The organism is Modestobacter sp. SYSU DS0657, assembly GCF_054050925.1.
This window is the reverse complement of record NZ_JBJHAG010000042.1, coordinates 1-25604: the sequence shown is the minus strand read 5'-3', so window position 1 is coordinate 25604 and position 25604 is coordinate 1. Positions and strand designations below refer to the sequence as shown.

The 25604-nt window shown below is 75.7% G+C and carries 22 protein-coding genes; 9 read left to right on the top strand and 13 right to left on the bottom strand.

All coding sequences use genetic code 11. The features are described 5' to 3' along the window. Positions 1 to 164 precede the first annotated feature (164 nt). From ACI79A_RS18885 to ACI79A_RS18865, 5 genes are all read right to left on the bottom strand, one after another. On the bottom strand, positions 165 to 758 hold the full coding sequence (locus ACI79A_RS18885; protein ID WP_457085300.1) for an HD domain-containing protein: 594 nt from the start codon (positions 756 to 758) through the stop codon (positions 165 to 167). A gap of 107 nt (positions 759 to 865) precedes the next feature. After that, complete coding sequence (locus tag ACI79A_RS18880; protein WP_457085299.1) at positions 866 to 1024, bottom strand: hypothetical protein; 159 nt, start codon at positions 1022 to 1024, stop codon at positions 866 to 868. Positions 1025 to 1201: 177 nt separating this feature from the next. Continuing rightward, a complete protein-coding gene (locus tag ACI79A_RS18875; RefSeq protein WP_457085298.1) occupies positions 1202 to 1879 on the bottom strand; it encodes a hypothetical protein in 678 nt (225 codons plus the stop codon). Positions 1880 to 1940: 61 nt separating this feature from the next. After that, positions 1941 to 2909 carry a TIGR03557 family F420-dependent LLM class oxidoreductase gene (locus ACI79A_RS18870; protein WP_457085297.1) on the bottom strand — a complete coding sequence of 323 codons (969 nt, stop codon included), beginning with the start codon at positions 2907 to 2909 and terminating at the stop codon, positions 1941 to 1943. Between the two features lie 80 nt (positions 2910 to 2989). Beyond that, complete coding sequence (locus ACI79A_RS18865) at positions 2990 to 3796, bottom strand: biosynthetic peptidoglycan transglycosylase (protein ID WP_457085296.1); 807 nt, start codon at positions 3794 to 3796, stop codon at positions 2990 to 2992. Positions 3797 to 4022: 226 nt separating this feature from the next. Between ACI79A_RS18865 and ACI79A_RS18860 the strand changes: the two genes are divergently transcribed. Then, the gene (locus tag ACI79A_RS18860; protein WP_457085295.1) at positions 4023 to 5186 is read left to right on the top strand and encodes an RtcB family protein; all 1164 of its coding nucleotides are present in this window, start codon (positions 4023 to 4025) and stop codon (positions 5184 to 5186) included. Between the two features lie 64 nt (positions 5187 to 5250). Here the strand turns inward: ACI79A_RS18860 and ACI79A_RS18855 are convergent, their stop codons facing one another. Together ACI79A_RS18855 and ACI79A_RS18850 are read right to left on the bottom strand one after the other, a co-directional pair. After that, on the bottom strand, positions 5251 to 5721 hold the full coding sequence (locus ACI79A_RS18855) for an NUDIX domain-containing protein (RefSeq protein WP_457085294.1): 471 nt from the start codon (positions 5719 to 5721) through the stop codon (positions 5251 to 5253). 109 nt (positions 5722 to 5830) lie between these two features. Next, entirely contained in the window at positions 5831 to 7609 is a 1779-nt protein-coding gene (locus ACI79A_RS18850; RefSeq protein WP_457085293.1) for a metallophosphoesterase family protein, read from the bottom strand. 296 nt (positions 7610 to 7905) lie between these two features. On the opposite strand from ACI79A_RS18850, the gene ACI79A_RS18845 reads away from it, so the two are divergent. Together ACI79A_RS18845 and ACI79A_RS18840 are read left to right on the top strand one after the other, a co-directional pair. After that, positions 7906 to 8478, top strand: coding sequence for a DUF6318 family protein (locus ACI79A_RS18845; protein WP_457085292.1), 573 nt, complete (start codon positions 7906 to 7908; stop codon positions 8476 to 8478). 368 nt (positions 8479 to 8846) lie between these two features. Further along, positions 8847 to 9383, top strand: coding sequence for a hypothetical protein (locus ACI79A_RS18840; RefSeq protein WP_457085291.1), 537 nt, complete (start codon positions 8847 to 8849; stop codon positions 9381 to 9383). A gap of 140 nt (positions 9384 to 9523) precedes the next feature. Here the strand turns inward: ACI79A_RS18840 and ACI79A_RS18835 are convergent, their stop codons facing one another. The 3 genes from ACI79A_RS18835 to ACI79A_RS18825 all read right to left on the bottom strand — a co-directional run bounded on the left by ACI79A_RS18835 (position 9524) and on the right by ACI79A_RS18825 (position 12924). Further along, positions 9524 to 10912 carry an LCP family protein gene (locus tag ACI79A_RS18835; RefSeq protein ID WP_457085290.1) on the bottom strand — a complete coding sequence of 463 codons (1389 nt, stop codon included), beginning with the start codon at positions 10910 to 10912 and terminating at the stop codon, positions 9524 to 9526. Positions 10913 to 11213: 301 nt separating this feature from the next. Continuing rightward, positions 11214 to 12275 carry a DUF3048 domain-containing protein gene (locus ACI79A_RS18830; protein WP_457085289.1) on the bottom strand — a complete coding sequence of 354 codons (1062 nt, stop codon included), beginning with the start codon at positions 12273 to 12275 and terminating at the stop codon, positions 11214 to 11216. Positions 12276 to 12477: 202 nt separating this feature from the next. Continuing rightward, entirely contained in the window at positions 12478 to 12924 is a 447-nt protein-coding gene (locus ACI79A_RS18825) for a hypothetical protein (protein ID WP_457085288.1), read from the bottom strand. Positions 12925 to 13259: 335 nt separating this feature from the next. Between ACI79A_RS18825 and ACI79A_RS18820 the strand changes: the two genes are divergently transcribed. Continuing rightward, positions 13260 to 14315 carry an epoxide hydrolase family protein gene (locus ACI79A_RS18820; RefSeq protein ID WP_457085287.1) on the top strand — a complete coding sequence of 352 codons (1056 nt, stop codon included), beginning with the start codon at positions 13260 to 13262 and terminating at the stop codon, positions 14313 to 14315. Positions 14316 to 14359: 44 nt separating this feature from the next. Beyond that, positions 14360 to 15064, top strand: a complete 705-nt coding sequence (locus tag ACI79A_RS18815) for a class I SAM-dependent DNA methyltransferase (RefSeq protein ID WP_457085286.1) — start codon at positions 14360 to 14362, stop codon at positions 15062 to 15064. 31 nt (positions 15065 to 15095) lie between these two features. Here ACI79A_RS18815 and ACI79A_RS18810 read toward each other — a convergent pair whose 3' ends face one another. From ACI79A_RS18810 to ACI79A_RS18800, 3 genes are all read right to left on the bottom strand, one after another. Next, positions 15096 to 15581 carry a hemerythrin domain-containing protein gene (locus ACI79A_RS18810; protein WP_457085285.1) on the bottom strand — a complete coding sequence of 162 codons (486 nt, stop codon included), beginning with the start codon at positions 15579 to 15581 and terminating at the stop codon, positions 15096 to 15098. Further along, positions 15578 to 16516 carry a Rieske 2Fe-2S domain-containing protein gene (locus ACI79A_RS18805; RefSeq protein ID WP_457085284.1) on the bottom strand — a complete coding sequence of 313 codons (939 nt, stop codon included), beginning with the start codon at positions 16514 to 16516 and terminating at the stop codon, positions 15578 to 15580. Before ACI79A_RS18805 ends, ACI79A_RS18810 begins: the two co-directional genes overlap by 4 nt. Positions 16517 to 16624: 108 nt before the next feature. Then, entirely contained in the window at positions 16625 to 17398 is a 774-nt protein-coding gene (locus ACI79A_RS18800; protein ID WP_457085283.1) for an SDR family oxidoreductase, read from the bottom strand. 43 nt (positions 17399 to 17441) lie between these two features. On the opposite strand from ACI79A_RS18800, the gene sigJ reads away from it, so the two are divergent. The 4 genes from sigJ (at position 17442) to ACI79A_RS18780 (ending at position 25368) form a co-directional block, all read left to right on the top strand. Further along, positions 17442 to 18293, top strand: a complete 852-nt coding sequence (gene sigJ, locus ACI79A_RS18795) for an RNA polymerase sigma factor SigJ (protein ID WP_457085282.1) — start codon at positions 17442 to 17444, stop codon at positions 18291 to 18293. Between the two features lie 98 nt (positions 18294 to 18391). Next, positions 18392 to 19426: an NAD(P)-dependent alcohol dehydrogenase gene (locus ACI79A_RS18790; protein ID WP_457085281.1), complete on the top strand. Its 1035-nt coding sequence runs from the start codon at positions 18392 to 18394 to the stop codon at positions 19424 to 19426. Positions 19427 to 19518: 92 nt separating this feature from the next. After that, positions 19519 to 24951: a DUF4011 domain-containing protein gene (locus ACI79A_RS18785; RefSeq protein ID WP_457085280.1), complete on the top strand. Its 5433-nt coding sequence runs from the start codon at positions 19519 to 19521 to the stop codon at positions 24949 to 24951. 132 nt (positions 24952 to 25083) lie between these two features. Beyond that, positions 25084 to 25368 carry a Fe-S cluster assembly protein HesB gene (locus ACI79A_RS18780; RefSeq protein WP_457085279.1) on the top strand — a complete coding sequence of 95 codons (285 nt, stop codon included), beginning with the start codon at positions 25084 to 25086 and terminating at the stop codon, positions 25366 to 25368. Positions 25369 to 25604 lie beyond the last annotated feature (236 nt).

Below are 25604 nucleotides of genomic sequence, written 5' to 3'. Positions count from 1 at the left end.
CCCCCCCCCCCCCCCCCCCCCCCCCCCCCCCCCCCCCCCCCCCCCCCCCCCCCCCCCCCCCCCCCCCCCCCCCCCCCCCCCCCCCCCCCCCCCCCCCCCCCCCCCCCCCCCCCCCCCCCCCCCCGAAACACGGTTCTGACCGGGCCGGGCCGCGGCCGGTGGGGTCAGTGGTCCAGCGGGTTGGCGCGCACGCGCTCGGCGAAGCCACCGGCGACGAACCGGCCGGCGAGCGACGCGGGCTTGCGGCGGGCCTGCGCGGTGAAGCAGCTGAGGAACTCCTCGGCGAGCCCGCCCCGCGGGTGCCGGGCCAGCACCTGCGCGCGGAAGTCGTCCGGCCAGTCCTCGGGTCGCCGCCCCGAGACGTCCAGGCCGGTGGCGAGCTCCAGGAGGTGCGCTTCGGGATCGGCCTCGACGTCGACCTCGGCCCACATGTGCCGCACGATCACGTCCGAGACGCGCCGCCGCCGGTCGGTGTCCCAGCCCGCACCGGCGGTGAACACCCAGGCGACAGCTCCGCCGGCCTCCTCGAACGGCACGGTGTCGCTGTCGAAGACCGGCACCAGACCGAGGTCGTGCAGCATCGCGGCGACGTAGAGCAGCTCGGCGTCGAAGCCGATGCCGCGGGCCCGGCCGTACTCCGCGGCCCAGAGGTACGAGCGGTCGCTGTGCGCGAGCAGCGCGGGCGAGGAGAAGGCCGCGGCCACCTCGCGGGCAGCGCGGGCGGCGGCGGAACCGGGTAGCGGGACGTCGAGGGGCACGGACGGCAGTCTGACCGCGTCCGTGCCCCTCGCTCCGACGTTCCCCGCCGGATGGCAGGAACCCTGCGGAGGTCGGCAGGATGACCCGCCGTCCCTCCGCTCAGGCGTCAGCCCCGGCGCGTGCCGCTCGACTTGCCACCGCTGTTGCCGCGGTTGGTCAGCGACGAGAACGCGCTCTTGAGCTTCTGCTGGTTCTGCGGCTTGCGTGCCTCGTTCATCGCCTTCTTCGCCAGGCCCGCCTTGGCCATCTTGCCGAACAGCCCCATGGCTGCCTCCTCACGTCTCGTTGTGGTCCAGGACTGGTGGGTGCCCCGGGTGGCGCTGCCCCAACCACCGCCGGTCAGGCGTTCCGGTCCACGGCGTCCAGGTGGCGCCGGAGGTCGCGGCGCCCCGGGAAGAGCGCCGGGTCCCGGCGACGTCGCCGGCGAAGGCGGGCGGTAGGTCTAGCCGGCGGCAGGCCGGGCGCCGTCCCCGGCCCCCTCCTCATCACCGTCGTCCTCGTCGCCCTCCTTCTCACCGTCGTCCTCGTCGCCCTCGTCGCTGTCCCGGGCGAGCAGGTAGGTCGCCCCGCCCAGCAGCGCACCCGCCAGGACGGAGAGCACGACGACCGCCGGGGTGCCGATAGGGCCGACCACCGCGGTCAGCAGCGACCGGGACCGCGACGTCGGGTCGGCCAGCACCACCCCGACGAAGACGGCGACGAGCGTCCCGGCGATCCCGGCGAACAGGTGCGCTCCCCGGCCGGCCAACCCGATCCGGGCGGCCAGCACCCGGGCGGCCCGCACGATCCGGCCCGCGCGCAGCACTCGCAGCGCGCCCACCGTGCGGATGAGCCGCAGCACCTGGACGGGCCCGACCGCGAGCACGATCGCCACCACCACCCCGACGGTGAGCAGCACCATCCCGCGGTGCGCGCGGAGCCAGGCCCGCTTGTCCTCGGCGACCGCCAGCAGCACCACCGTCTCGGCGACCAGCACCAGACCGCTGACGGCGTCGATCGTGCGGCCGGCGGTGCCGAGCGTGCCGCCGGCGAAGGTCAGGAACATCGCCGGGATGGACGCCAGGGCAGCCACCAGCACCGGCAGCGCCAGCCGCCGTTCCCAGCGTTCCTCGCGGCTCATCGGTGACCGTCGCGGCGTCCGGTGGTGGTGCCCGCGCCGGCCGGTGCGGGCACCACCGGCATCAGGACGACGGGGTGAGGGACCGGACCCGCTCGATCAGCTCGCTCTTGGCGACCTGCATGAACCCGTCCGGGTCCGGGCCGGCGTTCTGCAGCACGATGTGGTCGAAGCCGGCGTCGACGTAGGGCTGCGCCTGCTGGACGTGGCGGTCGACGTCCGGGCCGCAGGAGAACTGGCCCTTGACGTCCTCGACGGTCACCGTGCTGCTGGCGGCGTCGAAGTTGACCGGGTTCGGCAGCTCGCTCATCACCGGCCAGCCCGACAGCGCCCAGCGGCTGGTCCGCAGCGCCTCCTGCGCGCCGGCGTCCTCGGTCTCGGCCCAGGCCATCGGCACCTCGGCGTAGCGGGGGCCGCTGCCGCCGTGCTCGGTGTAGGCCTGCACCAGCGACGGGTCGGCGTCGGTGGCGAACAGGCCGCTGCCGTGCTCGGCGGCCAGCTTGGCCGCGCCCGGCCCACCGGCGGCGACGGCGATCACCGGCAGCTGGTCGGGCAGGTCGAACACCCGGGCGTCCTCCAGCGTGAGGTACTTCCCCTCGTAGGACTGGTAGCCGCCCTGCCAGAGCAGGTTGATGATCTCCAGCGCCTCGCGGAGCATGTGGTGTCGGATCCGGACCGCCGGCCAGCCACCACCGACGACGTGCTCGTTGAGCCGCTCGCCGGCGCCGATGCCCAGGGTGAACCGGTTGCCGGAGATGATCTGCACGGTCGCCGCGGCCTGGGCGATGACCGCCGGGTGGTACCGGATCATCGGGCAGGTGACCCCGGTGGCGAGGTGGATCCGCTCGGTCCTCGCGGCCATGGCCCCCAGCAGCGACCAGGTGAAGGCGCTGTGCCCCTGCTCCTCCAGCCACGGGTGGTAGTGGTCGCTGAGCTCGACGAAGTCGAAGCCGGCCTCCTCGGCCGCCACCGTCTGCTCGATGATCTGCGCCGGGCCGAACGCCTCGGTGGCGAGCTTGTAGCCGACCTGCATGGGGTTCCCCTCGTGTCGTCTCCGCTGTCGCCTGCCCGGTGCCCGGGTCGCGCGCGGCAGAAACGGGAGGGAACGCGCGCTCAGCCGGTCAGCGCCCAGTCGTCGTCGGCGACGTCGTCGGCCTCGGCCCGGGTGAGCTCGCCGACGGCGACCAGGCGGTCGAGGACGTGCGCCTGCCGGGCCGCCGCCCGCTCCGGGTGTCTCAGCGGGTCGTACGCGCTGGGCGCCTGCAGCAGCCCGGCCAGCAGGCTGGCCTGGGTCCAGCTGAGCTCGTCCGGCGCCAGCCCGAAGTAGCCCCGGGCCGCGTCGACCACGCCGGTGAAGCCGTGGCCGAAGTAGGCGTCGTCGAGGTACATCCGCAGCAGGTCCTCCTTGGACCACTCGGCGTCCAGCTTGAGCGCGAGCACCACGGCGGAGACCCGGTCCAGGAACCCCGCCTCGCCGTCCTCGTAGACGTTCTTGGCCAGCTGCTGGTCCAGCGTCGACCCACCCAGGTCCTGGCCCGTGACCGCACCGATCGGCGCCCGCAGCGCCCCACGCCAGTCGACCCCCACGTGGTGCTCGAAGTGGGCGTCCTCGGTGGCCAGCACGGCGGCCACCACCCGGTCGGGCAGCTCGCCCTCCAGCGGGGTGGCGCCGGCGGCGGCCAGCCGCTCGGTGACCCGATCACGGGCGTCACCGACGTCGGGGGTCACCACCCAGGCCACACCGAGCACGGCGACGCCGAGGACGACCAGGACCAGCGCCGCCCCGACGAGGCGGCGCACCAGCCGGGCCCACCAGGGGCGCCGCACCGGGCTGGCCGACTGCGGCGACCGGTGCCCCCGGAACCCCACGTCGTCCGCCTCCTGCCGGGGGCGGGAGGCGGTCGGGTGGGATGCCAGCACGGTGTTCTCCTCGGTCGGTGCGGTGGACGATCCCAGTCCACCCCGTGCACCCGTCGCCCCGCGTCCGCCTGACGGGTGATGTTGCCGCCGGTGGCGCTCCGACCTCGGGTGGACCGTGCGTCCGGGGCCGTCGTCCGGGTAAAGGGCGTGCACCCGCGGTGCTCAGCGCGTTGACTGCACCGGCTGCGCAGCGCCACCAGCCCTCCCACGGAGAAGAGAAAGGACCATGGAGCAGATCAACGGACGCCTGCTGAGCTGGGCGTCCATCCTGGAGCCGAGCACCCGCGAGCAGGCCGAGCGGACGGCCACGATGCCGTTCGTCCAGCCCCACCTCGCGTTGATGCCCGACGCGCACCTGGGCAAGGGCGCCACCGTCGGGTCGGTCATCCCGACCGAGGGCGCGATCATCCCGGCCGCGGTCGGGGTCGACATCGGCTGCGGGATGATGGCCGTCCGCACCCAGTTCGACGCCGCCGACCTCGCCGGCCGCGACCTCAGCGTGCTGCACGGGCAGATCTCCCGGTCGATCCCGCTGTCGGCCGGCCGTTACAACAAGAAGGTGCGGTTCACCGCTGAGCCGCGCGTCGAGGAGCTGCGGGCGCTGCCCGGCGCCGACCAGGCGACCGGGGTGGCGGCCAACTGGCCGCTGCAGCTGGGGTCGCTGGGTTCGGGCAACCACTTCATCGAGGTGTCGCTGGACGAGCAGAGCCGGGTCTGGCTGTTCCTGCACTCCGGCTCCCGGGGCGTGGGCAACAAGCTGGCGTCGGTGCACATCCGCCGGGCCCAGGAGTGGTGCCGCGCCCAGGGCATCGAGCTGCCCGACCGGGACCTCGCGTACTTGGAGGAGGGGACGCCGGAGTTCGACACCTACATCGAGGCGCTGCGCTGGGCGCAGCGGTTCGCCTGGCTGAACCGCGAGGAGATGATGGACCGGGTCGTCGAGCAGGTCGGCCGGTTCCTGAAGGACGACGTCCAGCGGCTGGAGACGGTGCAGTGCCACCACAACTACACCGAGCGCGAGCGGCACTCCGGGCGTGACGTGTGGCTGTCCCGCAAGGGTGCGATCTCCGCGCGGAAGGGCCAGCCGGGGTTGATCCCCGGCTCGATGGGCGCGGCGTCCTACGTCGTCGAGGGGCTGGGCAACGAGGCGGCGCTGACGTCCGCGCCGCACGGGGCGGGGCGGAACCACTCCCGCAACGCAGCCCGGCGGCTGTTCAGCCGGGCCGACCTGGACGCGCGGATGACCGGCATCGCCTGGGGTCACTCGGACGCGTTCCTCGACGAGCACCCCGACGCCTACAAGGACATCGACGTCGTCATGCGCGACGCCGCGGACCTGGTGCAGATCCGGCACACCCTCCGCCAGGTGGTGAACGTCAAGGGCGACTGACGCCCCCGCCGCCGAAATGGCCATTTCCGCCTCTCCCCTGGGGCGGGAATGGCCATCTTCGCCCTCAGGAGGTGGCGAGGTGGGCGGCGAGGCGGTCGAGGAAGACGACCTGGCCCTTCACCAGCTTGCTGCGGGCGGTGGCCAGGTCGAACCAGGCGGCCCGGTCGATCTCGGGGAACTCCTGCACCCGCCCCGAGCGTGGCGGCCACTCCAGCGGAAAGGTGTTGCTCACCGCGGCGTCGGCGTCGAGATCGCCCTCGGCTGCCCAGACGGTGAGCACCTTGCCGCTGGTCACCCGGGCCTCGCCCAGCGGCGTGAAGTCCTCGGCCGGCACCGGGGAGCCGAGCTCCTCGGTGACCTCACGCAGGGCGACGGCGAAGGCGTCCTCGTCGGGTTCCAGCTCGCCCTTGGGGATCGACCAGCCGCCGTCGTCCTTGCGCGCCCAGAACGGCCCGCCCATGTGCCCGATCAGCACCTCCGGGCCGGCCGCCCCAGCCCGGTGGAGCAGGATCCCGGCGCTGCGTCGTGTCGGCACCGGCCCAGTGTCAGGTGCGCCGCCTGGGCGTGACGAACTCGCCTGCGCCGTCCGGGGTGCAGCGCAGGCGGACCGGCCCACCGGGACGCCGCCGCCGGGGTGGGCCCCGTCAGTCGTCGGTCGGCCAGGGGCGCTCGTCGCTGATGCCCAGGTCGACGTCGCAGGTGCGGTCGGGGTCGACGTCCTGCGGGCGGAAGAAGACCGTGGAGGCGGTGACGTCGTCGCCGAAGGCCTGCGGCGGCTGCGCCTCGGCCGCGGTGGCCGGGTCGGTGAGGACGGCGGTGTCCTCCGGGGTCACCTGGAACCGCATGATCCGGGTGAACTGGCACGCCTGGGAGACGAAGCCGATGGAGAAGCTGATCGGCGGCCGGTCCTCGCCGCGGACGATGTTGTCCAGGCCGCCGGCGCCGGTGGAGCCCTCGATCAGGTTGATCGCCCCGTCGCCGTCCTGCAGCTCGTCGCTGGCGTTCTGCTTGTGCACGTGGCCGGAGACGGTGAGCCGCACCCGGTCGTCCAGCACCTCGCGCACCTCCTCGGCGGCGACCGGCTCGTGGACGGCGAACACGTCGATCGTGCTGGTGTCGACGACCTCGCCGTCACCGGTGGCGGTGCCGGTGGCCGGCCCGGACCCGTTGGTGGGCTGGCTGCCGTCCGCGGTCGGCGCGGACGTCGAGCCGCTGGTGGTCGGGGCGGCCACCACCGTGGGCTCGTCGACCGCGAGGGCCTCCTGGACGGCGCGCCGCTGCAGCGGTTCGACGACCGACGCCGCGTCGGCGCCGTACTCGCCGGGGCCGCCGTAGACCCGGGGGTCGGGGAGGCCGGCGATGGTCAGCCCGAAGGCGTCGACCAGGCCTGCGGAGACGTCGAAGCCGCCGACGGTGGCGGTCTTGCTGCCCAGCACGGTGACGCCGGGGATGGTCCGCATCACGCGTTCGGTGTCCGGGGAGTCGTGGTTGCCGGCGATCCAGAGCATCGGTGTCTCGGCGGTGACCGCCCGCAGCGCGTCGAGGTAGCCGGGGGTCAGCTCGAACGCGGGGCCGAAGGCGCCCTCGTCGCCGGTGTTGATGATCAGGTCGACGTCGTAGGTGGCTGCGTACAGGGCGACCAGCGGGTAGTTGGCCGCCAGGTGCATGTCGGAGATGTACATGATCTGCAACGCGGGCTGCGGAGTCTGGTCGTCCTCGACCTGCGACTGCAGTTCGGCCTGGATGCCGACCACCGAGCCGAGGACGTCGAGGGCCTTGGACCGCTGCGTGTAGTACTGGCTGAGCTGCTCGGGAAACAGCTGCGCGGCGGCCAGCGAGCCGGTCAGGCGCGACTCACGCACCCAGTCGGGGTTGTAGCTGACGACGCCGAACACCGTGACGCCCGCGAGCGCCAGGCCGGCGGCGCCCAGCTGCTTGGCCCGGTGACGGAGCTCGTGGGGGCGGCGTGACCGGCCGCGCAGGTAGCGGACGGACATGTTGACGGCCGCGGCCGCGGCCAGGCCGAATGCGATGCCGAGGAGCGCCTCCGCGACCAGCCAGGTGGCGATCTGGGGCACCTGGGCGGCGAAGTCGGCCTGCAGCCGTTCGACGAAGGCCGGCAGGTCACCTTCGGCGGCGCGGGTGATCTGCAGGATGTCGACGTCCTCGGGCGAGATGTGCACGCCGATGGGGAGGCCGACGAAGTCGGGGAACTCCCAGTTGCCCAGGGTGGTGTCGGCCGACAGGACCGGGCGGCTGAAGAGGCTGCCCTGCACCTCGAACGGGATGCCCTGGACGGTGGCGTGGTACGGGAAGGCCTGCAGCGCGGCCGCCGCCCCGAGCAGCGGGAGCGCGATCCGGAGCACCCAGCGCATGACGACCTCGAGGACGCGGGCGGCGACGTGCCTGGCCCGCAGGGCCACCTGGCGGACCCTCTGCCCGCGGGTCGGAGGGAACGGCAGCGGGAGTTGGTCGCCGGGGTCGGCCTGTCGAGACATCGCGGTCATTGTCCGTGGTGGGAGGACGATCCGCCGCGATCCCCACCGGCCGTGACTGAACCGATGCGTGTGCTTGGGCCGAAGCGGTGGGGCCCCGCTCCCCCGGACCCGGAGTTGGGCTTCGCCTGCTTGTCCACAGATCGGGTGACGACGGCGGCGGTCGGCCCACGGAGCTGCGTAGTCTCCCGGCAACTGTGCGCAGGCACTCGGGAGGACGACGGATGCGGCGGGTTCGACTGGCGGCGGCGCTGACCATCGGCGTGGCGGTGCTCGCCGGCTGCTCGAGCGAGCAGCAGGCCAGCGAGACCCTGCCGTCGGCGAGCGCGACCGCTGCCGAGTCGAGCGAGGCCCTGCCGCCCCTCGGGCCACCGGATCTACCGATGCCGGACGAGGCCCGAGAGATGACGCCCGAGGGCGCCGAAGCCGGGCTGCGGTACTACCTCGACCTGATCACGCACCAGGCCGGCGTGGACGGACAGCCGCTCCGGGACCTCAGCCGCGACTGCGACTTCTGCACGTTCATGGCAGACCGATACGACGAGGACGCGGCTGCGGGGTATGAGTACCGCGGCGGACAACTAACCATAGTTAGCTCCGCCCCGCCGGCAATCAGCGGCTCCGTAGCAGAGTTCGGCTTCTCTTTGACTCAAGCGCCGATTAGCGTTGTCGACGCTCAGGGTGAACCGGTGCCCGGGCGGGGCGAGGAAGAGGTTCGCGTCAGCGCGGGCGTTTCGATGACGTGGAGCGTAAGCGACCGATATTGGGTCATGAACCAGCTGATCACCAACGAGTAGTTATGACCAAGCGCTTTCTCGCCATCCTCCTTACCGCAGTCGCCGGAATCGCCTTCTTCAGTTCTCCCGCAGTCGCCTGCGAAGGAATCTCCTGTACGCCACCGGATCCAGACGTTCGAGTGGACTCAGGAGCCGTCACCGCTTCGGTGGTTGAAGGCGGTCCGGGTGCATCCTTCCGGCGGGCAAGCAACCGTGGCCTGTCAGAACGGAGTTACGTGCTCATACGTCCGTGCGTTCTCACGGACGGCACCCTGGGTGGGTGTGAGCCAGGCACACAAACCTGCGCCACTGTGCCGGGCCGCGTGGTCATAGGCTTCGTCGTCCTGAGTCAGCGGCTTGTACAAGAGGACAGGCGCTCGATAGACGGCATGGAGCCCGAGGAAGACCGGGCCGTTGGCGAGACGTATGGCCCGGTCACCAACGAGGGCTTCTCTTGCGTCGACGTGACCGATCTGAACCCGCCGCCGTCGCCGGATGAGGTGTTCCGTTACTTCCAGACCCTGCCGCTGCCTGAGCTGGAGACGCGCCAGCAGCCACCGGGGAACGCGCTCACCAACCTCCCGGTGATCTTCTACACCGACAGCCCGTCGACCCAGACCTTCACCGTCGACATCCGCGGCTTCGACGTCGTCATCACCGCGACCGCCACCGGCTACACCTGGCACACCGGCGACGGCACCACCCTGACCACTGACCACCCCGGCGCTCCGTACCCCGATCACTCGATCACCCACGAGTACGGCTCGGGCACCTACACCGCCCACCTCACCACCACCTGGGGCGCCACGTTCTCCGTCGACGGCGGCGTGCAGGCCGACGTCCCAGGAACCACGACCACCGACGGCCCGCCGGTCAGCTTCACCGTGCTGCAGGCCCGCCCGGTCCTGACCAACCCGTACGACTAGGGGGTCGGGCAACCTTGTGCTCTGCTCACCGGGCGTGAGCAGAGCACAAGGTTCTCCGACCACACCCCGGTGGTCCGGACCACCAGCGCGCGACGCACTCCACGTCTCATCGGGGAGGCGTCACCGGACCGGCGCCCGGCCTAGTGGATGCAGGTGGTGTCGGTCGCCGTCCGCTCGTTGGTCTCCAGGCCGCTGGACGCCGGCGCCGCGACGGTGACCGCCTGACCGACGCCGTTGTAGTCACCGCCGATGACCAGCTGCACGGCGCCCGCCGGGAGGCTGTCGTCCACGGCCACCGCCGCGCCGGGCAGCTGGGCGGCGACCAGCGCAGCGGCGGCCTCTTCCCCGGTGCGGTGCCGCACCGTCGTGGTCCCGGTGCTGGTGGCGTTGCCGCCGCTGGAAGCCTGGAAGCCCCCGGCCGTCAGCGTGGTGGCCGCGGTGGCCGCGGCGCCGGAGACGCCGGAGCCGTTGAGCACGCTCACGGTGACCGCCGACGGCGCCAGGGCCGGGGCCGCGCTGGACGGCGCGGCCGCCGGGGCGGCGGGCGCAGGGTCGGCGGTCAGCGACGCGAAGAAGTCGTTGACCACCGCCTGGCTGGGCGGCTGGAGCACGTCGGCGCCGTCGACCGTGGCGTCGGTGAGACCCGGGATGGTCTGGAAACTGAGGTTGCCCGGCTGCACGTTCTGCATCTGGGCGGCCAGGTCGAAGACGTCCAGCCCCCGGTCGAAGGTGATGCTGCTGCCGACCTGCTCGACGATCGCCTGCTGCTTGCCCAGGTCGAGCAGCAGGTTCGAGGAGAGCACGTTGCGCAGCATCCCGGCGATGTAGACCTGCTGCCGCACCACCCGGTCCAGGTCGGACCGCAGACCGTGCCGCTGGCGGACGAACTTCAGCGCGTCCGCCCCCGTGATCGTCTGCACCCCGGCCGGGAAGTCCGCACCCGAGTAGACGTCCCGGGTCGCCTCGCAGAGGTTGACCTCCACGCCGCCGACGATGGTGCTGAGGTTGATGAACCCCAGCAGGTTGATCTCCGCGAAGTGGTCGATCCGCAGCCCGGTGAACTGGCTGACCGTCTGCACCAGCAGCTGCGCCCCGGCGGCGTCCTTCTCGACCTCCCCGCCCGGCGCGGCGTTGTGACCACGGGCGTAGGCGGAGTTGAGCCGCCCCTTGCCGTACCCCGGGATCGACACGTAGGTGTCCCGCGGCAGCGAGACGAACGACGCGGCCGACCCGTCGGCCGGCACGTGCACCAGCATCATCGAGTCGGTGTTGAGCACCCCGTCGGCCTCACCGGTGCTGAACAGCCGCTGCTGCTCGGGGGTCAGGCCCTTGCGCGAGTCCATCCCGACCAGCAGCAGGTTCATCTCCGACCCGGCGTGCGCACCGCCGTTGACGTCGGAGTTGCCGCTGTCGGGGATGGCGTCGGTGCGGCTGACGCTGGCCTCGGCGACCCGGGCCAGGTTCCAGCCCCAGCCGCTCCCGGCCAGCAGCACCGCGCTGAGCACCGCGGCGACGCACCGCACGAGCACGGCGGTCCGCCGGGCGCCGGGGCCCGCACCGTCGGCTCCCGCCGCGCTCCGCGGGGGCCGGCCCACGCGCGGGTCCAGGCGCGCGGGCAGGGGACGCTGCCCGTCTCGGTTCATCGCACGCTCCGATCACGCCAGCCCAGGTACCGCCCGCCGACGACGGCGCGACCGGTACCGGCCGGCACGAGGAAGGGGCAGCGCACCCGGAGGAGGCTGCCAGGCCGGGGCCGCCGTTCCGGTGACCGGCGCGTGCGCGACGACCCGCCCGTCACAGCAGGAACAGCAGCCCCGGGCGGTCCGCGGTTCAGCCGACGACGACGTCCCCGGTGCCGTTGGGCACCAGCTCGACCCAGGTGTTGCCCGCGCCCAGCTGCACCGGCATCCCGTCGGGCCCGGTGAGGATGAACCGGTCGGCGACGCCGGCCTTGGTCCAGGTCGCCTGCACGGTGTGGCCACCGGTGGCGACCACCGCAGCGCCGGTGCCGGTCAGCACCGTCTCGGGCACCGGGTTGCCGGCCGGGTCGGTGAACGCGGTGTTCTGCACGTCGACCCGCAGCACGACCACGTTCACCGCGCGCAGCGGCGTCCCGTCGGCCTCGACCGCGGGCGTGGTGCCCTCCGCCCGCACCCATCGACCGTCCGGCGGGCTCCACGTCCACTGCGGCCGGCTCACCCCCGACAGCTTCAGCTGCAGGGTGGTCGCCGGTGCGCCGCCGACGACGGCGGTCGGCTGGCCGTCGGCGGGAGCGATCTCGAACTGGGGCGGCGGCGCGGCCAGGTGCCCGGCATCGGCCTGGGCGACCAGCGCCGTCGGGTCGGCGTAGACGTTGTGCGGCGCCGAACGGGTGTCGATCCGCGCGAACCCGGGCGCGCCGGCGTCCTGGCTGATGATCTGCAGTCCGGCGTCGGCGGCGGCGTCGATGAACGGCCGCTGCCCGCCCGAGAAGGCGAACAGGCCGTGCAGCGGGCCGGCGATCGCCGCGTCCATCGGCCGCACCGAGCGCACCGGCCCGATCTGCGGCGGCAACGTGGAGTGGTAGACCGCGACGTAGCGGGTGATACCGCCCTCGACGACCTCCTCCCAGACCATGTCAGCGGCGTTCAGCCCGGTCTGCGGCCGCGCGGCGACCGAGTTCTCGATCTTCACCGCGAGCGCCGGGCGGGGCGGCACCTCACCGCTCTCCACCCCGGTCAGCGGCCACAGCACCGGGGGCGGGGGCGGCGGCGGAGGGGTGGACGACGTGGGCGCCGGCTCGGCGACCGGCTCGGTGCCCCCACCGCAGCCGACGGTGCCGGCGAGCACCGCGCCGATCAGCAGTGCGGCTCGGAGAACTCGACGGGGACGCCGGACGACGGGCTGGTGCACGGTGGAGCCTGCTCTCGGTCGGCGGCGCGGCGGATCGGCGTCCACGCTAGGTCGCCGGGCGGCCGCCGGCGGCCAGGCCGCACCCGGCGTCGCCCCATCCGACCCACCGGCCCTGCCCGCCCCAGCCGGCGGCCGGCGGAGTGCCCGGCAGACGACAGCGCCCCGCCGCCCGGGTGGGCGGCGGGGCGCAGCAGGTCGGGGCTCAGCGACCGCTGAAGGCGGCGACGCCGAACTGCTGCACGCCCTGCTCGTCCTCCTGGACCAGCACGGTGTAGGCCGAGCCGCCGATGATCGCGCTGCAGATGTCACCGTTGCACTCCACGGTCGACACCTGGGCGCCCTGCGACGCCACGGACTGGCGGAACGCCGCCTCGGTCTCGGCGTTGCGGTCGGCCATCCGGTCGCGCCACAGGACGAGGCCGGTGATCGCCACGGCGACCACGATGACCGCCACCATCAGCGCGATCAGGGTGCTGGTGTGCCGGCTGACCCAGCCGGGCTCCCCCTCGTCACCGGTGGCCGGGTCCGCAGCGCCCGTGGTGTCGGGGTCGGTGGGCTGCCCGGCCGCGGGGGCCGTCGCGGCGCCGGCGGCGGTCGCCCCCGGCTGGCCGGGGGTGGTCTCGGGCGTGCTCGTGCCGTCGGTGCTCATGGTGTAGTGCCTCGTCCTGTCGGGTCTCGGGTTCGCGCCGCACGGGGACGGAGCTCCCTCGCCCGGCGCGCCGCACCGGCGCTGCGCCGGGCGGGGTGACGCGGGGGCCGGCACACCGGCCGCACGATCCGGCCGACGCTCAGCCCACCAGCTGACGGACGAAACGATGCCACACCTTCCTGTGCCCCGGCGGCACGCCGGGCGGACCCCCGGCACCGGACCGGCCGGTGCGGGAGACGTAGCTGGTGGGTCCCCGGGACACCCCGGATGCGGCAGAGTGGCGCACCGAGATCGGCTGGCCGGTCTTCCGTCTCTCCCCGGGCTGAGAGGTCACCATGGACGACGCCGCTCCCCCGCCGGTCGACGCCGCCGACGTGGACGACCTGCGTGCCCGGCTGCGCGGCTGGCGGCCGGTGCCGCTGACCGACGTCGCCGGCTGGGGCCGCGGCACCGAGCCCGGCTACCTCGCCGACCTGCTCGACTCCTGGGCGGAGACCTACGACTGGCGCCCGCACGAGGAACGGATCCGCGCCCTGCCCTGGGCGCTGTCCAGCGGGCTGCGGCTGGTGCACCAGCGGGCGGCCGACCCGGATGCGCCGGCCGTCGTCCTGCTGCACGGCTGGCCGGACTCGGTGCTGCGCTTCGAGCGGGTGCTGCCGCTGCTGCGGGACGTCCACGTCGTCGCCCCGGCGCTGCCCGGCTACCCGTTCGCCGCACCCGCGCCGGCGATGTCGTCGGCGGAGATGGCCGAGCTGGTCGCCGAGGCGCTGACCGACCTGGGGTACGCCCGCTACGTCGTCTCCGCCAGCGACATCGGCCGCGGCGTCGCCGTCGCGCTGGCCGCCACCTACCCCGAGCAGGTCGCCGCACTGCACGTCACCGACGTGCCGCTGGCGGCGACGACGGCGGAGCCCCGCACCGACGACGAGCGCGCCCACCGCGAGCGCGCCGACACCTGGCGGGCCACCGACGGCTACCTGGCCCAGCAAGCGCCCCGGCCGCACACGCTGGCGGTCGGGCTCGGCGACTCCCCCGCCGGGCTGGCCGCGTGGATCGTGGAGAAGCTGCGCGGCTGGAGCGACTGCGGCGGCGACGTCGAGTCGGTCTGGACCCGCGACGAGCTGCTGACCTGGGTGAGCGCCTACTGGTTCACCGGCGCGATCGGCACCTCGTTCGGCCCGTACGTGCAGCGCAGCCCGGTGTTCCCGCGCATCGAGGTGCCCACGGTGGTGCAGCAGTTCCCCCACGAGCTGGTGCCCGCGTCGCGGTCGGTGGCCGAGCGGGTGTTCACCGTCCGCGACTGGCGCGAGGAGCCCGTCGGCGGGCACTTCGCCGCCTGGGAGCAGCCGGAGCGGTACGCCGCCGGGGTGCGGGCGGCGCTGGCCCGGTAGCAAACCGGTCGCGGGAGGGCAGCCGGCTCGGCAGGCTGCGCAGCGTGTTCTTCGACGAGCAGGTCGCCGCCACCTACGACGACGACGGCGCGTCCGCGCCCGAGGTGGTGGGCCCGGCGGTCGACCTGCTGGCCGAGCTCGCGAACGGCGGGCCGGCACTGGAGTTCGCCGTCGGCACCGGCCGGATCGCACTGCCGCTGGCCGCCCGCGGTGTCCCGGTGAGCGGCATCGACACCTCCGAGCCGATGCTCGCCCGGCTGCGGGTGAAGCCCGGCGCCCACGCGGTCGAGGCCCGGCAGGGCGACATGACCTCCACCCGGGTGCCGGGCCCGTTCTCCCTGGTCCTCCTGGTCTTCAACACGATCATGAACGTGACCACCCAGGCCGGGCAGGTCGCCACCTTCCGCAACGCCGCCGCCCACCTCGCCCCCGGCGGCCGGTTCGTGGTGGAGGTGATGGTCCCGGCGCTGCAGCGGCTGCCACCCGGGGAGACGGTGCGGGCCTTCGCGCTGACCGATGAGCACCTGGGCTTCGACGAGTACGACGTCGTCACCCAGGGGTTGGTGTCCCACCACCACCGCGTCGGCGGGGGCGTGGTCCGGGTGCCGTTCCGCTACGTGTGGCCCGCCGAGCTGGACCTGATGGCGCAGCTGGCCGGCCTGGAGCCCGAGCACCGGTGGGCCGGCTGGGACCGGTCGCCGTTCACCGCGTCGAGCACGTCGCACGTCTCCGTCTGGCGCCGCCCCTGACGTTCGCCAGAATGGCCATTTCGGCGAAACGTCAGGGGCGGGTGCGCAGGGTGGCCCGCTTGAGCCGGATGATGAGCCGCATTCCGCCGGACCGGGCCAGCTCGCGCTGCCGCTGCTGCAGCTGCCCGCCCAGCTGCTCCAGGCGCTCCTCCCCCAGGGCGTGCGACTGGGGGAACATCCGCTCCTCCTCCTCGAAGGTGTGGTGCCGCAGCGTCGACTCGAGCATCCGCACCTCGGCGGTGAACTCCGGGTCGTCCAGCGGCAGCCGCATCACGACGGCCAGCTGATCGTCGATCTGGCGGTGCTCGGCGTGCGCGAGGGACAGCAGCGGGGAGACGTCGCTGACCGCCGGGTAGAACAGCTCGTCCTCGATCTGGGTGTGCACCTCCAGCTCCCGCAGCAGCTCGTCGCGCAGCCGCCGGCGGCGGTCGGTCTGCCCCGGGGTGGTCTCGGCGAGGTCGCGGAGCAGGCCCCGCAGCACGTCGTGGTGGGCGGTGAGCACCTCGTCGGCCTTCATCGGGACGCCTCCTCGACCGTGGTGACCGCCGTCGGGCTGCGCCAGTGCGCCCGCCGGCGGATCTCGACCTGCCCGTCGCGGACGCGGGTGTCGAAGCAGGGCAGCGGCGCGGTCGACGGTCCCTGGGCCGGTTCGCCGTCCGCCAGCGAGAACCGGGAGCCGTGCCAGGGGCAGACCAGCTCGCCGCGGTGCAGCCACCCCTCCCCCATCGGCCCGCCGAGGTGCGGGCAGCGGCCACCGACGGCGCGCACCTCGCCGTCGGTGGCGACCAGCACGACCGGGACGCCGTCGACGTCGACGCCGACCGGCTCGCCCTCGGGCAGGTCGGCCGCCGCGGCGACCGGGGTGAACCGGCGTGGCTCGCTGCTGCGCTCGCTGTGGTCGACCCCCAGCCGGTGCCGGTAGGACAACGCGCCGCCGAGGAAGCCGCCGGCCAGGGTGAGCGCGAAGCCGGCCGCGGCGGTGACCCGGGCCCGGGCCGCCCGCCCGCGGGAGCGGTCGGCGAACGACCAGCTGTAGAGCCCCAGCGCGACGGTGTTGACGGCGCCGTGGACCACGCCCACCCGCCGGGCTCCGTCGTGGGCGTGCTGCCAGTCGGTCAGGCCGGCGGCGGCCGAGGCGACGGCGCCGGTGATCCCGAGCCCGACCACGGTGCGGGCGGCCTGGCCGGTCGCCGGTCCACCGCGACCGGCGGCGTCGAGACCGTCCAGCAGCAGCGCGCTGCTCCACGCCCCGATCGGCACGGTCACCAGCACCGGGTGCAGGGGGTGCCCCAGCCACACGCCGTGCAGCAGGTCCTGCAGCGGCCGCGCCCACCGGCCGGTGAGCAGGAAGGTCAGCGCGACGCCGTGCTCGAGCTGGTAGCCCGGCGCGTCGAGCAGCTCCCACCGCTCGACCGCCCCGGTGGCCCGCTCGAGCAGACCGCGCACCCTCATCGGGCTGCTCCCCGGCCGACCGGGGCGTGCGGGCTCGGACCTGAGCGAGGGCGCATGTACCGCGCGTGCCCAGGTCGCCGCCGTCGAAACCGCCGGCCGGCCGCCAGGTCAGCGCACCCCGGCGGCCGCCCCCGCCAGCCACTCGTCGAAGCGCACCCGGCCGCGGTCGGCGCCCGGCGCGGGGACCAGGCTGCCGTCGCGCATCCGCCGCCCGGCCGCCCCCGGCAGCGGCACCCGCAGCACCCGGCGGCGCTGCCCGGTCGCGGCGAGCCAGCGGCGCACCAGATCGGCGAGCTCGGCCTCCTCCGGGCCACCGAGGTCGGTCACCCGCCCGCGCGGCGCCCCCTCGGCGAGCGCGACGAGCGCCGCCGCGACCTCGTTCGCGGCGACCGTCGCCGCCCGTAGGGCCGGGACGACGACGAACGGCCCGAACCCCGTGCGGGAGACCAGCTGCGGGGCGAACTCGTGGAACTGGGTGGCCCGCAACACCGTCCAGGGCACCGGGCCGGCGGCGATCAGCCGCTCCTGGGCGACCTTGCCGGCGTAGTAGCCGCTGGTCTCCCCGTCGATGCCGACGATCGACAGCGCCACGTGGTGCCCGACGCCGGCGGCCTGCTCGGCGGCGAGCAGGTTCCCGGTGGCGCGGGTGAAGAAGTCCACCGCCACCCGGGCCTTCGTGGTCACGACGCTGGTGACGTCGACGACCACGTCGGCGCCGGCCAGCGCCTCGGCCAGCCCGGCGCCGGTGGTGACGTCCTGCCCGGTGCCGCGCGAGAGCGGGACGACGGTGTGCCCGGCCGCCCGGGCGTGCGTGACGACGTGCGTGCCGACCACCCCGGTGGCCCCGGCGACGGCGATCCTCAGCTGCTGCGGTGGTGTCATGCCCTGTTGACGACGCAGCCCCCCGGAGTGTGAGGCTGCCCGGGTGACGGTGGAGGAGCAGCGCGGGCACCTGATGGGCGTGGCGTACCGGATGCTCGGCACGGTGGCCGACGCGGAGGACGCCGTCCAGGAGACCTTCGCCCGCTGGTACCGGCTGTCCGACGACGAGCGGGCGGCGATCGAGCGCCCGGCCGCGTGGCTGACCCGGGTGGTGAGCCGGGTCAGCCTGGACGCGCTCGGATCGGCGCGCGCCCGCCGGGAGCGCTACGTCGGCGAGTGGCTGCCCGAGCCGGTGCCGGTGGACGCGGTCGACGACCCGGCCGAGCGGGCGGCGCTCACCGACTCGGTGGGCCTGGCGCTGCTCGTCGTGCTGGAGTCGCTGACCCCCGCCGAGCGGGTGGTGTTCGTGCTGCACGACGTCTTCGCGCTGCCGTTCGGCGAGATCGCCGAGGCGGTCGGGCGCTCCCCCGCGGCGTGCCGGCAGCTGGCGACGTCCGCACGCCGCCGGGTCGACGCCGCCCGCGCCGGCACCCCGCCGCGGGCCCGGCGCGACGAGGTGGTGCGGGCCTTCGCCGCGGCCTGCGCCGGTGGCGACCTCACCGCGCTGGTGGCGGTGCTCGACCCGCAGGTCACGCTGCGCTCGGACGGCGGCGGCGTGGTCCGCGCCGCCCGCAACCCGGTGCGCGGGGCCGACCACGTGGCGCGGTTCCTGCTCGGGCTGCTGGCGAAGAACCCCGACGTCGCCCTCGAGGAGGTGACCACCGGGGACGGCGTCGGCTGGCTCTGGCGCGACAGCGACGCCGTCCGCGGGCTGCTCACCCTCGGCGTCGCCGGCGACCGGGCCACCGACGTCTGGATCGTGATGAACCCGGCGAAGCTCACCCGCTGGTCCTGACGCGGCAGGGTCTCCCGACCCTCCCGCACGCGCCGGCGCGCACCTAGCGTCCGTCGCGGACCGGGCGACCGCCCGGCCGGGACGAGCGGAGGAGAGCCATGCGCGCGGTGCAGTACCGGACGATCGGCGGCGAGCCGGAAGTGGTGGAGGTGCCCACCCCGGAGCCGGGCCCGGGCCAGGTGCGGCTGCGGGTGACCGCCGCGGGGCTGTGCCACTCCGACGCGTTCGTCATGGGCCTGCCGGCCGAGCAGTACACGTACGGGCTGCCGTTGACCCTGGGTCACGAGGGCGCCGGCGTCGTCGACGCGCTGGGCGACGGGGTCACCGGCGTCGCGGTCGGCGACCCGGTGGCGGTGTACGGCCCGTGGGGCTGCGGTCTCTGCCACGCCTGCGCCCGCGGCGCGGAGAACTACTGCACCCGCGCCGCCGAGCTCGGCATCCAGCCGCCCGGGCTGGGTTCCCCCGGCGCGCTGGCCGAGTACATGCTGGTGGACGACGTCCGGCACCTGGTGCCGCTGGGCGACCTCGACCCGGTGGCCACCGTCTCGCTCACCGACGCCGGCCTCACGCCCTACCACGCGATCGTCTCCAGCCTGGGCGCGCTGCCGCCGGGTGGGACGGCGGTGGTGATCGGCGCCGGCGGGCTCGGGCACGTGGCGATCCAGCTGCTGCGCGCGATCTCCGGGGCGACGGTGGTCGCGCTGGACATCAGCGACGAGAAGCTGGAGCTGGCGAAGCAGGTGGGCGCGCACCACGTGCTCCGCTCCGACGCCGGTGCGGCCGCGGCGATCCGCGAGCTGACCGGCGGGGTGGGCGCGCCCGCGGTGTTCGACATCGTCGGCGCCCCGGCCACCCTCGAGCTCGCCCGCTCGGTCGTGGCGATCGGCGGGGTGGTGCAGATCGTCGGCATCGGCGGCGGCACGCTGCCCACGGGGTTCTTCTCCACCCCGATGGGCGCCTCGGTGCGCGCGCCGTACTGGGGCACCCGGACCGAGTTGATGGAGGTCCTCGACCTGGCCCGGGCCGGTGCGGTGCACGTGGAGGTCGAGCGGTTCACCCTCGACGAGGCGCCGGGAGCCTACCGGCGGCTGCACGCGGGCACGATCCGCGGCCGCGCCGTCGTCGTCCCCTGAGCACTCCGGGCCGGCCGGGACGCGCGGACCTCATCCGTCACATCCCGGCCGGGCTCCCGGACTCCCCGGTCCGGCCGGGGTAGACAGGTTCCATGGGCGACTCCCCGTGCCCGCAGCAGCCGGTGACGATCGAGGCCGAGTGCGTCCCCGTGCTGGGCGAGGCGCTGGCCTCCCTCGGCGTCCCGGTGGTTCCCCGGCTGGTCCTCACCGCGGCGCGGGAACGGCGGGGTGCCCGGGTCACCGTCGCCGTCACCAGCAACGGGCGATCACTCGCCGCGCCGGTCGAGCTGCGGACCGACCTGCTGCCCGGCCGGCCCACCGTGCTGCTCGACGTGCCGCTGCTGCTCGACCCGGTGGCGATGGGCGCGGCCACCGACCCCGCGCGGGGCCACGTCGAGGTGCAGGTCGAGCACGACGACGAGCTGCTGGGCCGGTCGAGCAGCGAGGTGCGGGTGCTCGGTGCCGGGCAGTGGCTGGCCGCGCCGGCTCCCCTGGCGCTGGAGCTGCTCGCCGCGCACGTCCGCCCCGACGACCCGGCGGTGGCCGGGCTGGTCGGCGCCGCCGCCGACCACCTGCGGCAGCGCACCGGCCGCCCCGAGCTGGCCGACCTCGACCCCGCACGCCTGGACCCCGCGCAGCTGGACCAGGCCGCGGCGGCGATCGTCGAGGCGATGCGGCGCCGCGGCGTCCGCCCGCTGCCGGCGGCCGCCTGCTGGGCCGACGTGCCGCAGCGGGTCCGCACCCCCACCGAGGTGCTCGACGAGCGCGCCGGCAGCGGCCTGGACACGGTGCTCACGCTCGCCGCCGCGTTCGAGCACGCCGGGCTGCGGCCGCTGGTGTGGATCACCGCCGACGACGCCGGCCCCGCGCACGCCTTCCTCGGCTGGTGGCGCCGCGGCCCGGGCGCCGCGCACACCGCGACCACCGACGTCGCCAAGCTGGCCGAGCTGGTCGCCGACGGCGCGATCCAGCTGGTCGAGCCGGCGCTGCTGCACGCCGGCGCCCCGCCCGCGACCTTCGGCGACCTGCACCGGACGGCGGCCGCCACCTGGCTCACCGGCGACCGGCACCGGCTGCTCGGGGTCACCGACGTGCACCGGGCCCGGGCCGACGGCGTCCGGCCGCTGGGGCCGCGCCCGCGCGCGGCGACGCCGCTGGCCACGGCGCTGGCGACCCTGCCCGCCCCGCAGCCGCTGGACCTCACCGCCGCCCTCCCCCTCACCGTGCCCGCCGGGCGGCTGCCGGTGCTCGCCGAGCGGCTGGCCGGCGGCGCCCCGCTGACCCTGCTGCCCGCCGACCAGCTCGGCGCCGCCGCCCGCCGCCGGGGCATCCGCGCAGCCCGCGACCTGCCGGCGCACCAGCTGGCCGAGCTGCTGGCCGAGCACGGCGGCCTCTACACCGAGCTGCCGTCGGCCGGGTACGCCGAGCAGGTCGGCGCGCTGGCCGAGCGGGCCCGCGCGGTCGTCGAGGAGTCCGGCACGAACGACCTGTGCCTGGCGCTCGGCTCGCTCACCTGGGAGCCCGACGGCCGATCGGTGCGCGCCCCGCTGGTGCTGGTGCCCGTCGTCCTCACCGCCGGCGCCAACGGCTCGTTCCGGCTGGTCGCCGACCCGACCGGGGGCACCACCGGAAACGCCCAGCTGTTCGCCGAGCTGCGCCGTCGGCACGGGGTCGCGCTGCCGGTGCCGGACGGGCCGGACCCGGCCGCGGTGGTGGTCGCGGTGCGCCAGGCGCTGGCCCGCAGCGGTGCGTCGGCCCGGGTCGAGCCGACCGCGGACCTGGCGCTGCTGCCGGCCGCGGCCTCCCGGGTGCGGCAGGACGCCGAGCACCTGGGAGCCGCCGCGCTGCGCAACCCGCTGGTGCCGGTGCTGCTGCGCCCCGGCCAGCCGTTCCCGCCGCAGGAGCCGGCCGACGCCGACCTCGACGAGCTGGCGCCGACCCTCCCCCTACCGGCCGACGCAAGCCAGCTGGCCGCGGTCGCCGACGCGCTCGCCGGGCGCACCTTCGTGCTGCTCGGCGCGCCGGGCACCGGGAAGGTGCAGACGGTGGCGAGCACCGTCGCCGCGGTGACCGCGGCGGGCCGGCGGGTGCTCGTGGTGGCGCCCCGCCGCGACGCGCTGGACGCCGTGGCCGCCCGGCTGGCCGACGCCGGCCTGTCCGCCCTGGTCACCGGCGACCCGGCACCCGAGCCGCCGCGCTCCGACGTCCCGGACCTGCGCCCGCTGCGGGAGCAGCTGGCCGGGTACGCCGCGCGGCTGCACGCGCCCAACTCGGCGGGCCTGTCGCTGTACGACGCCTCCGCCGCGCTGCTGGCGGCCGGTTCCGCGGTCCCGTCGCTGCCGGTGCCTCCCGCGTTCGTGGTCAACGCCTCCGCCCGGACGACGGCGGCGGTGCGGGCCGCCCTCGCCGACCTCCCGGAGGTGGCCGCCCGCACCGGGCCCCACCCCGGCCACCCGTGGGGGTTCCTCGACTCCGCCGACGTCGACCCGGTGGCCGTGCAGGCCGCGGTCCGCGCCGTCGACCGGGCGCTGGACGCCGTGCCCCCCGGCCCCGTGGCCCGGGTGGTGACGGCCGCCCCGACCCCGGCGGATCTGACCGCCGTCGCCACGCTGCTCGACGGCCCGGCCGTGCCGCTGGCCGACCTGGACCGCGCGGGCACCGCGGAGTGGGAGGAGGAGGTCGCCGAGCTGCGCGCCGACGTCGCCCTGTTCCGCGCCGAGGAGCACCCGGGGCTGGACGTCGCCGATCCCGCGGTGCTGGACCTGCCGCTGGCCGCGATCGCCGAGAACGCCCGGCAGGCGGCCGCCTCGGGCCGGATCGGCCGGGGCAAGCGGCTGGCCGCGGTGCTCGCCGAGCTGGCGCCGGCCCTGCTGCCGGACGCGCAGGTGCCGCCCGCCGAGGTGCCGGTGCTGGCCGACGAGCTCCTCGCGGTGCAGGCCGCCGCCCGCGAGCTCGCCGCGCGGGCCCGGGAGCTGCCCGGGGTCGACCTGCCGTGGAACTGGAACCCGTTCACCGACATCGACCGGTTCGACGCCCAGGTGGAGGCCGCCCGCCGGCTGGCCGCGGCGCTGCGGGCGAACCCGGCGTACACCCCGGCGCTGCGCCGGTTCCTCGACACCGCCGCCACCCCCGACCCCGCCCGGGCCGCCGCCGTCCGGGCGCTGCAGCGGGCCTTCGCCGAGCTGCCGGGCGCCTGCGCGACCACCCCGGAGCGGCTGCTGGCCTGGGCCGGTGACCGCCGGCTGGTGACGCGCTGGGAGGAGACCCGGGCCGGGCGGGCGATCGAGGAGTTCGGCCTGCCGTCGCTGGCGCACTGGCTGGACCTGCTGCGCGCGGTGCACCTGCTGGATGCCGCCGGGCTCACCGGGATGCGGGACGCGCTGGTCTCCGGGGCGGTCCCGGCCGAGCAGGCGGTCGCCGCCTTCGACCGGGGGCTGGCCGAGGCGTCGGTCACCGAGCGGGCCGCGGCCGCCGGGCTGACGGCCGCCGACGCCCGGGCGCAGGAGACGGCGGTGCGCCGGTTCCTGGCGGCGTCCGCGGCGACCCGGGCCACCGCCGCCGGGCGGGTGCTGGCCACCGCCACCCCGGGCAGCTGCGTGCTCGCCACCCCCGACGAGGTGGCCCGGCTGCTGCCGCCCGAGCCGGGCTCCTTCGACCTGGTCGTGCTGGCCGACGCCGGCCGGCTCCCGGTGGCCGACGCGCTGGGTCCGCTGGGGCGGGCCACCGCCGCGGTGGTGGTCGGCGACCAGCCGGTCACGGACGACGACGGCCTGCTGGCCGCCTGCCTGCGCGCCGGCGTGCCCCGTCGTGAGCTGGCCTGGCACCACCGCAGCGAGAGGGAGCTGCTGTTCGCGGTCCCGAACGCGGCGCACCGGGTGCGCACCTTCCCCGCGGCCGCGCCGGGGCCGGCGCTCGCGCTGGTGGCGGTGGACGGCCGGTTCACCCTGACCGGGCCGTCTGCCGGCACGAACCAGGCGGAGGCGACGGCGGTGGTGGCGGAGGTGGCGCGGGGGTTCGCCGACTCCCCCGGTGCGGTGCCGTCGCTCGCCGTCCTGACCCTGCACGCCGGGCAGCGCCGGCTGGTCGAGGAGCTGCTGCACGCGGCGCCCGATCTCCGGATCGGCGCGGCGCTCTCCTCCGGTCAGCTCCGGGTGGGCGAGGTGGGGTCGGTGCGCGGCGGGGAGTGGGACGTCGTGCTGCTGTCCCTCGGTGCCTCGCTGGACGAGCGTGGTGACCTGTCGCTGGACCTCGGGCCGCTCAACCGGACCGGTGGGGAACGGCGGCTGCGCGCCGCCGTCACCCGGGCCCGCCGCCAGCTGCTGGTGTTCGCGTCGTTCCCGCCGGCGGCGCTGGTGCCGGCGCGCACCGCGCAACGTGGTGTGCGGGAACTGCGCGCGTTGCTGGACGTCGTCACCGACGGTGCCGCGGCGGCGCCCCGGGACGGTGCGCCGGCACCGGTGCCGGACGCACACCGCGATGACGTGGCGGCGGCGCTCCGGGACCGCGGGCTGGCGGTGCGGACGGACGTCGGGTTGTCCGGGTTCCGCGTCGACGTGGCGCTGGCCCCGGCCGGCGAGCCCGGGCGGCCACGGGTGGCGGTGCTGCTCGACGGGCCGGACGACGCGGCGACGCTGGGCGATCGCCTGGAGCTGCCGGTGCGGGCGCTGACCGCGCGCGGCTGGGCGGTGGAGCGGGTGTGGCTGCCGGAGTGGCTGGCCGACCGGGAGGCCGTGCTCGACCGGCTGGCGGACGCGGTGCGGGCGGCGCGGCCGCCGGCGGCGTTGCCCGCGCCCCTGCAGCCCGCGCGTGCTCGACGGAACGCGCCGGACCCGGCCCCGGCATCGGGTCCGGATCCTGTCGATGCGCCGCGTCGGGTGCCGGCGCGCCCGCTGGTGCCGCCGGTGCGGTTGCCCGGTGAGGAGCCGTTCGTGCCGTGGACGCCGGGGCCGGTGGGTGAGCCACGGGACCTGCGCCGGCTGGACGACCCGGCGATCGCGCGGCTGGTGCGGGAGCTGCTGGTCGACGGGCTCGCCGCGGAAGGGCCGGTGCACCGGGAGCGGCTGGCCCGGCGGGCGGCGCGGGCCTTCGAGGTGCCGCGGCTGACCGATGCGCGGATGGCGGAGCTGCTGGCGCTGCTGCCCGACCCGGCGGCGGAGTGGCTCTGGCCGGAGGGCGTGGACCCGGTGTCGTGGGTGGGGTTCCGCCGGCAGAGCTCGGCGGGTGACCGGCCGCTGGAGCACGTGCCGCCGGAGGAGATCGGGAACGCGATGGTGGCGCTGCTGCGGTCGAGCGGCGGGTTGACGCACGAGCAGCTGGTGGCGCAGACGCTGGCGGTGTTCGGGCACCGGCGGTTGCACCCGGTGCTGATGCCGGCGCTGGAGGCGGGGCTGGCGCACGCAGTGCGGGCGGGTCGCGTGACGCGCGCGGGCAGCGGCCAGCCGATCACCGCGACCGACGCGGTGGGTGCAGCGGGGGCGGTGGGCGCGGCAGGTGCGGGAGGCGCGGGCTTCTTTGCGGGTGCGTGACGAGGGTTGACCCCGCCCCGGGCGACGGGGAGGTTGGTGGTGCGAGGCGAACCGTCTCAGGTCGACCGCCTTGTCCGCCGGCCATCGACGTCCGGCGGGCTGGGCCCCCTGCAACCGAGAGGACCCCGCACGATGCTGACCCTCACCAACGGCGCCGCCACGGCGATCAAGGGCATCCTCGGCCAGTCCGAGGTGCCCGAGTCCGGCGGGCTGCGGATCGCCAACGACCCGACCGGCGCGAACCTGGAGCTGAGCCTGGCCGCCGTGCCCGCCGAGGACGACGCGGTGCTCGACGCGTCCGGGGCTCGGGTGTTCCTGGACCCCCGCGCCGCGGAGCTGCTCGACGACAAGACGCTCGACGCCGCCGCCGGCCCCGACGGCTCGCTGCAGTTCGGGATCGGCGAGCAGATCGTCTGACCCGCAGCACCCGAACGACGACAGCGCCGCCGAGGAGCCATCCTCGGCGGCGCTGTCGTGTCGGGGCCCGGTACCCCTGCCGCACGGTCGTGGGGGGGGGCCCCCCCCCCCCCCCCCACCCCCCCCCCCGCCCCCCCCCCCCCCCCCCCCCCCCCCCCGCACCCCCCCCCCCCCCCCCCCCCCCCCCCCCCCCCCCCCCCCCCCCCCCCCCCCCCCCCCCCCCCCCCCCCCCCCCC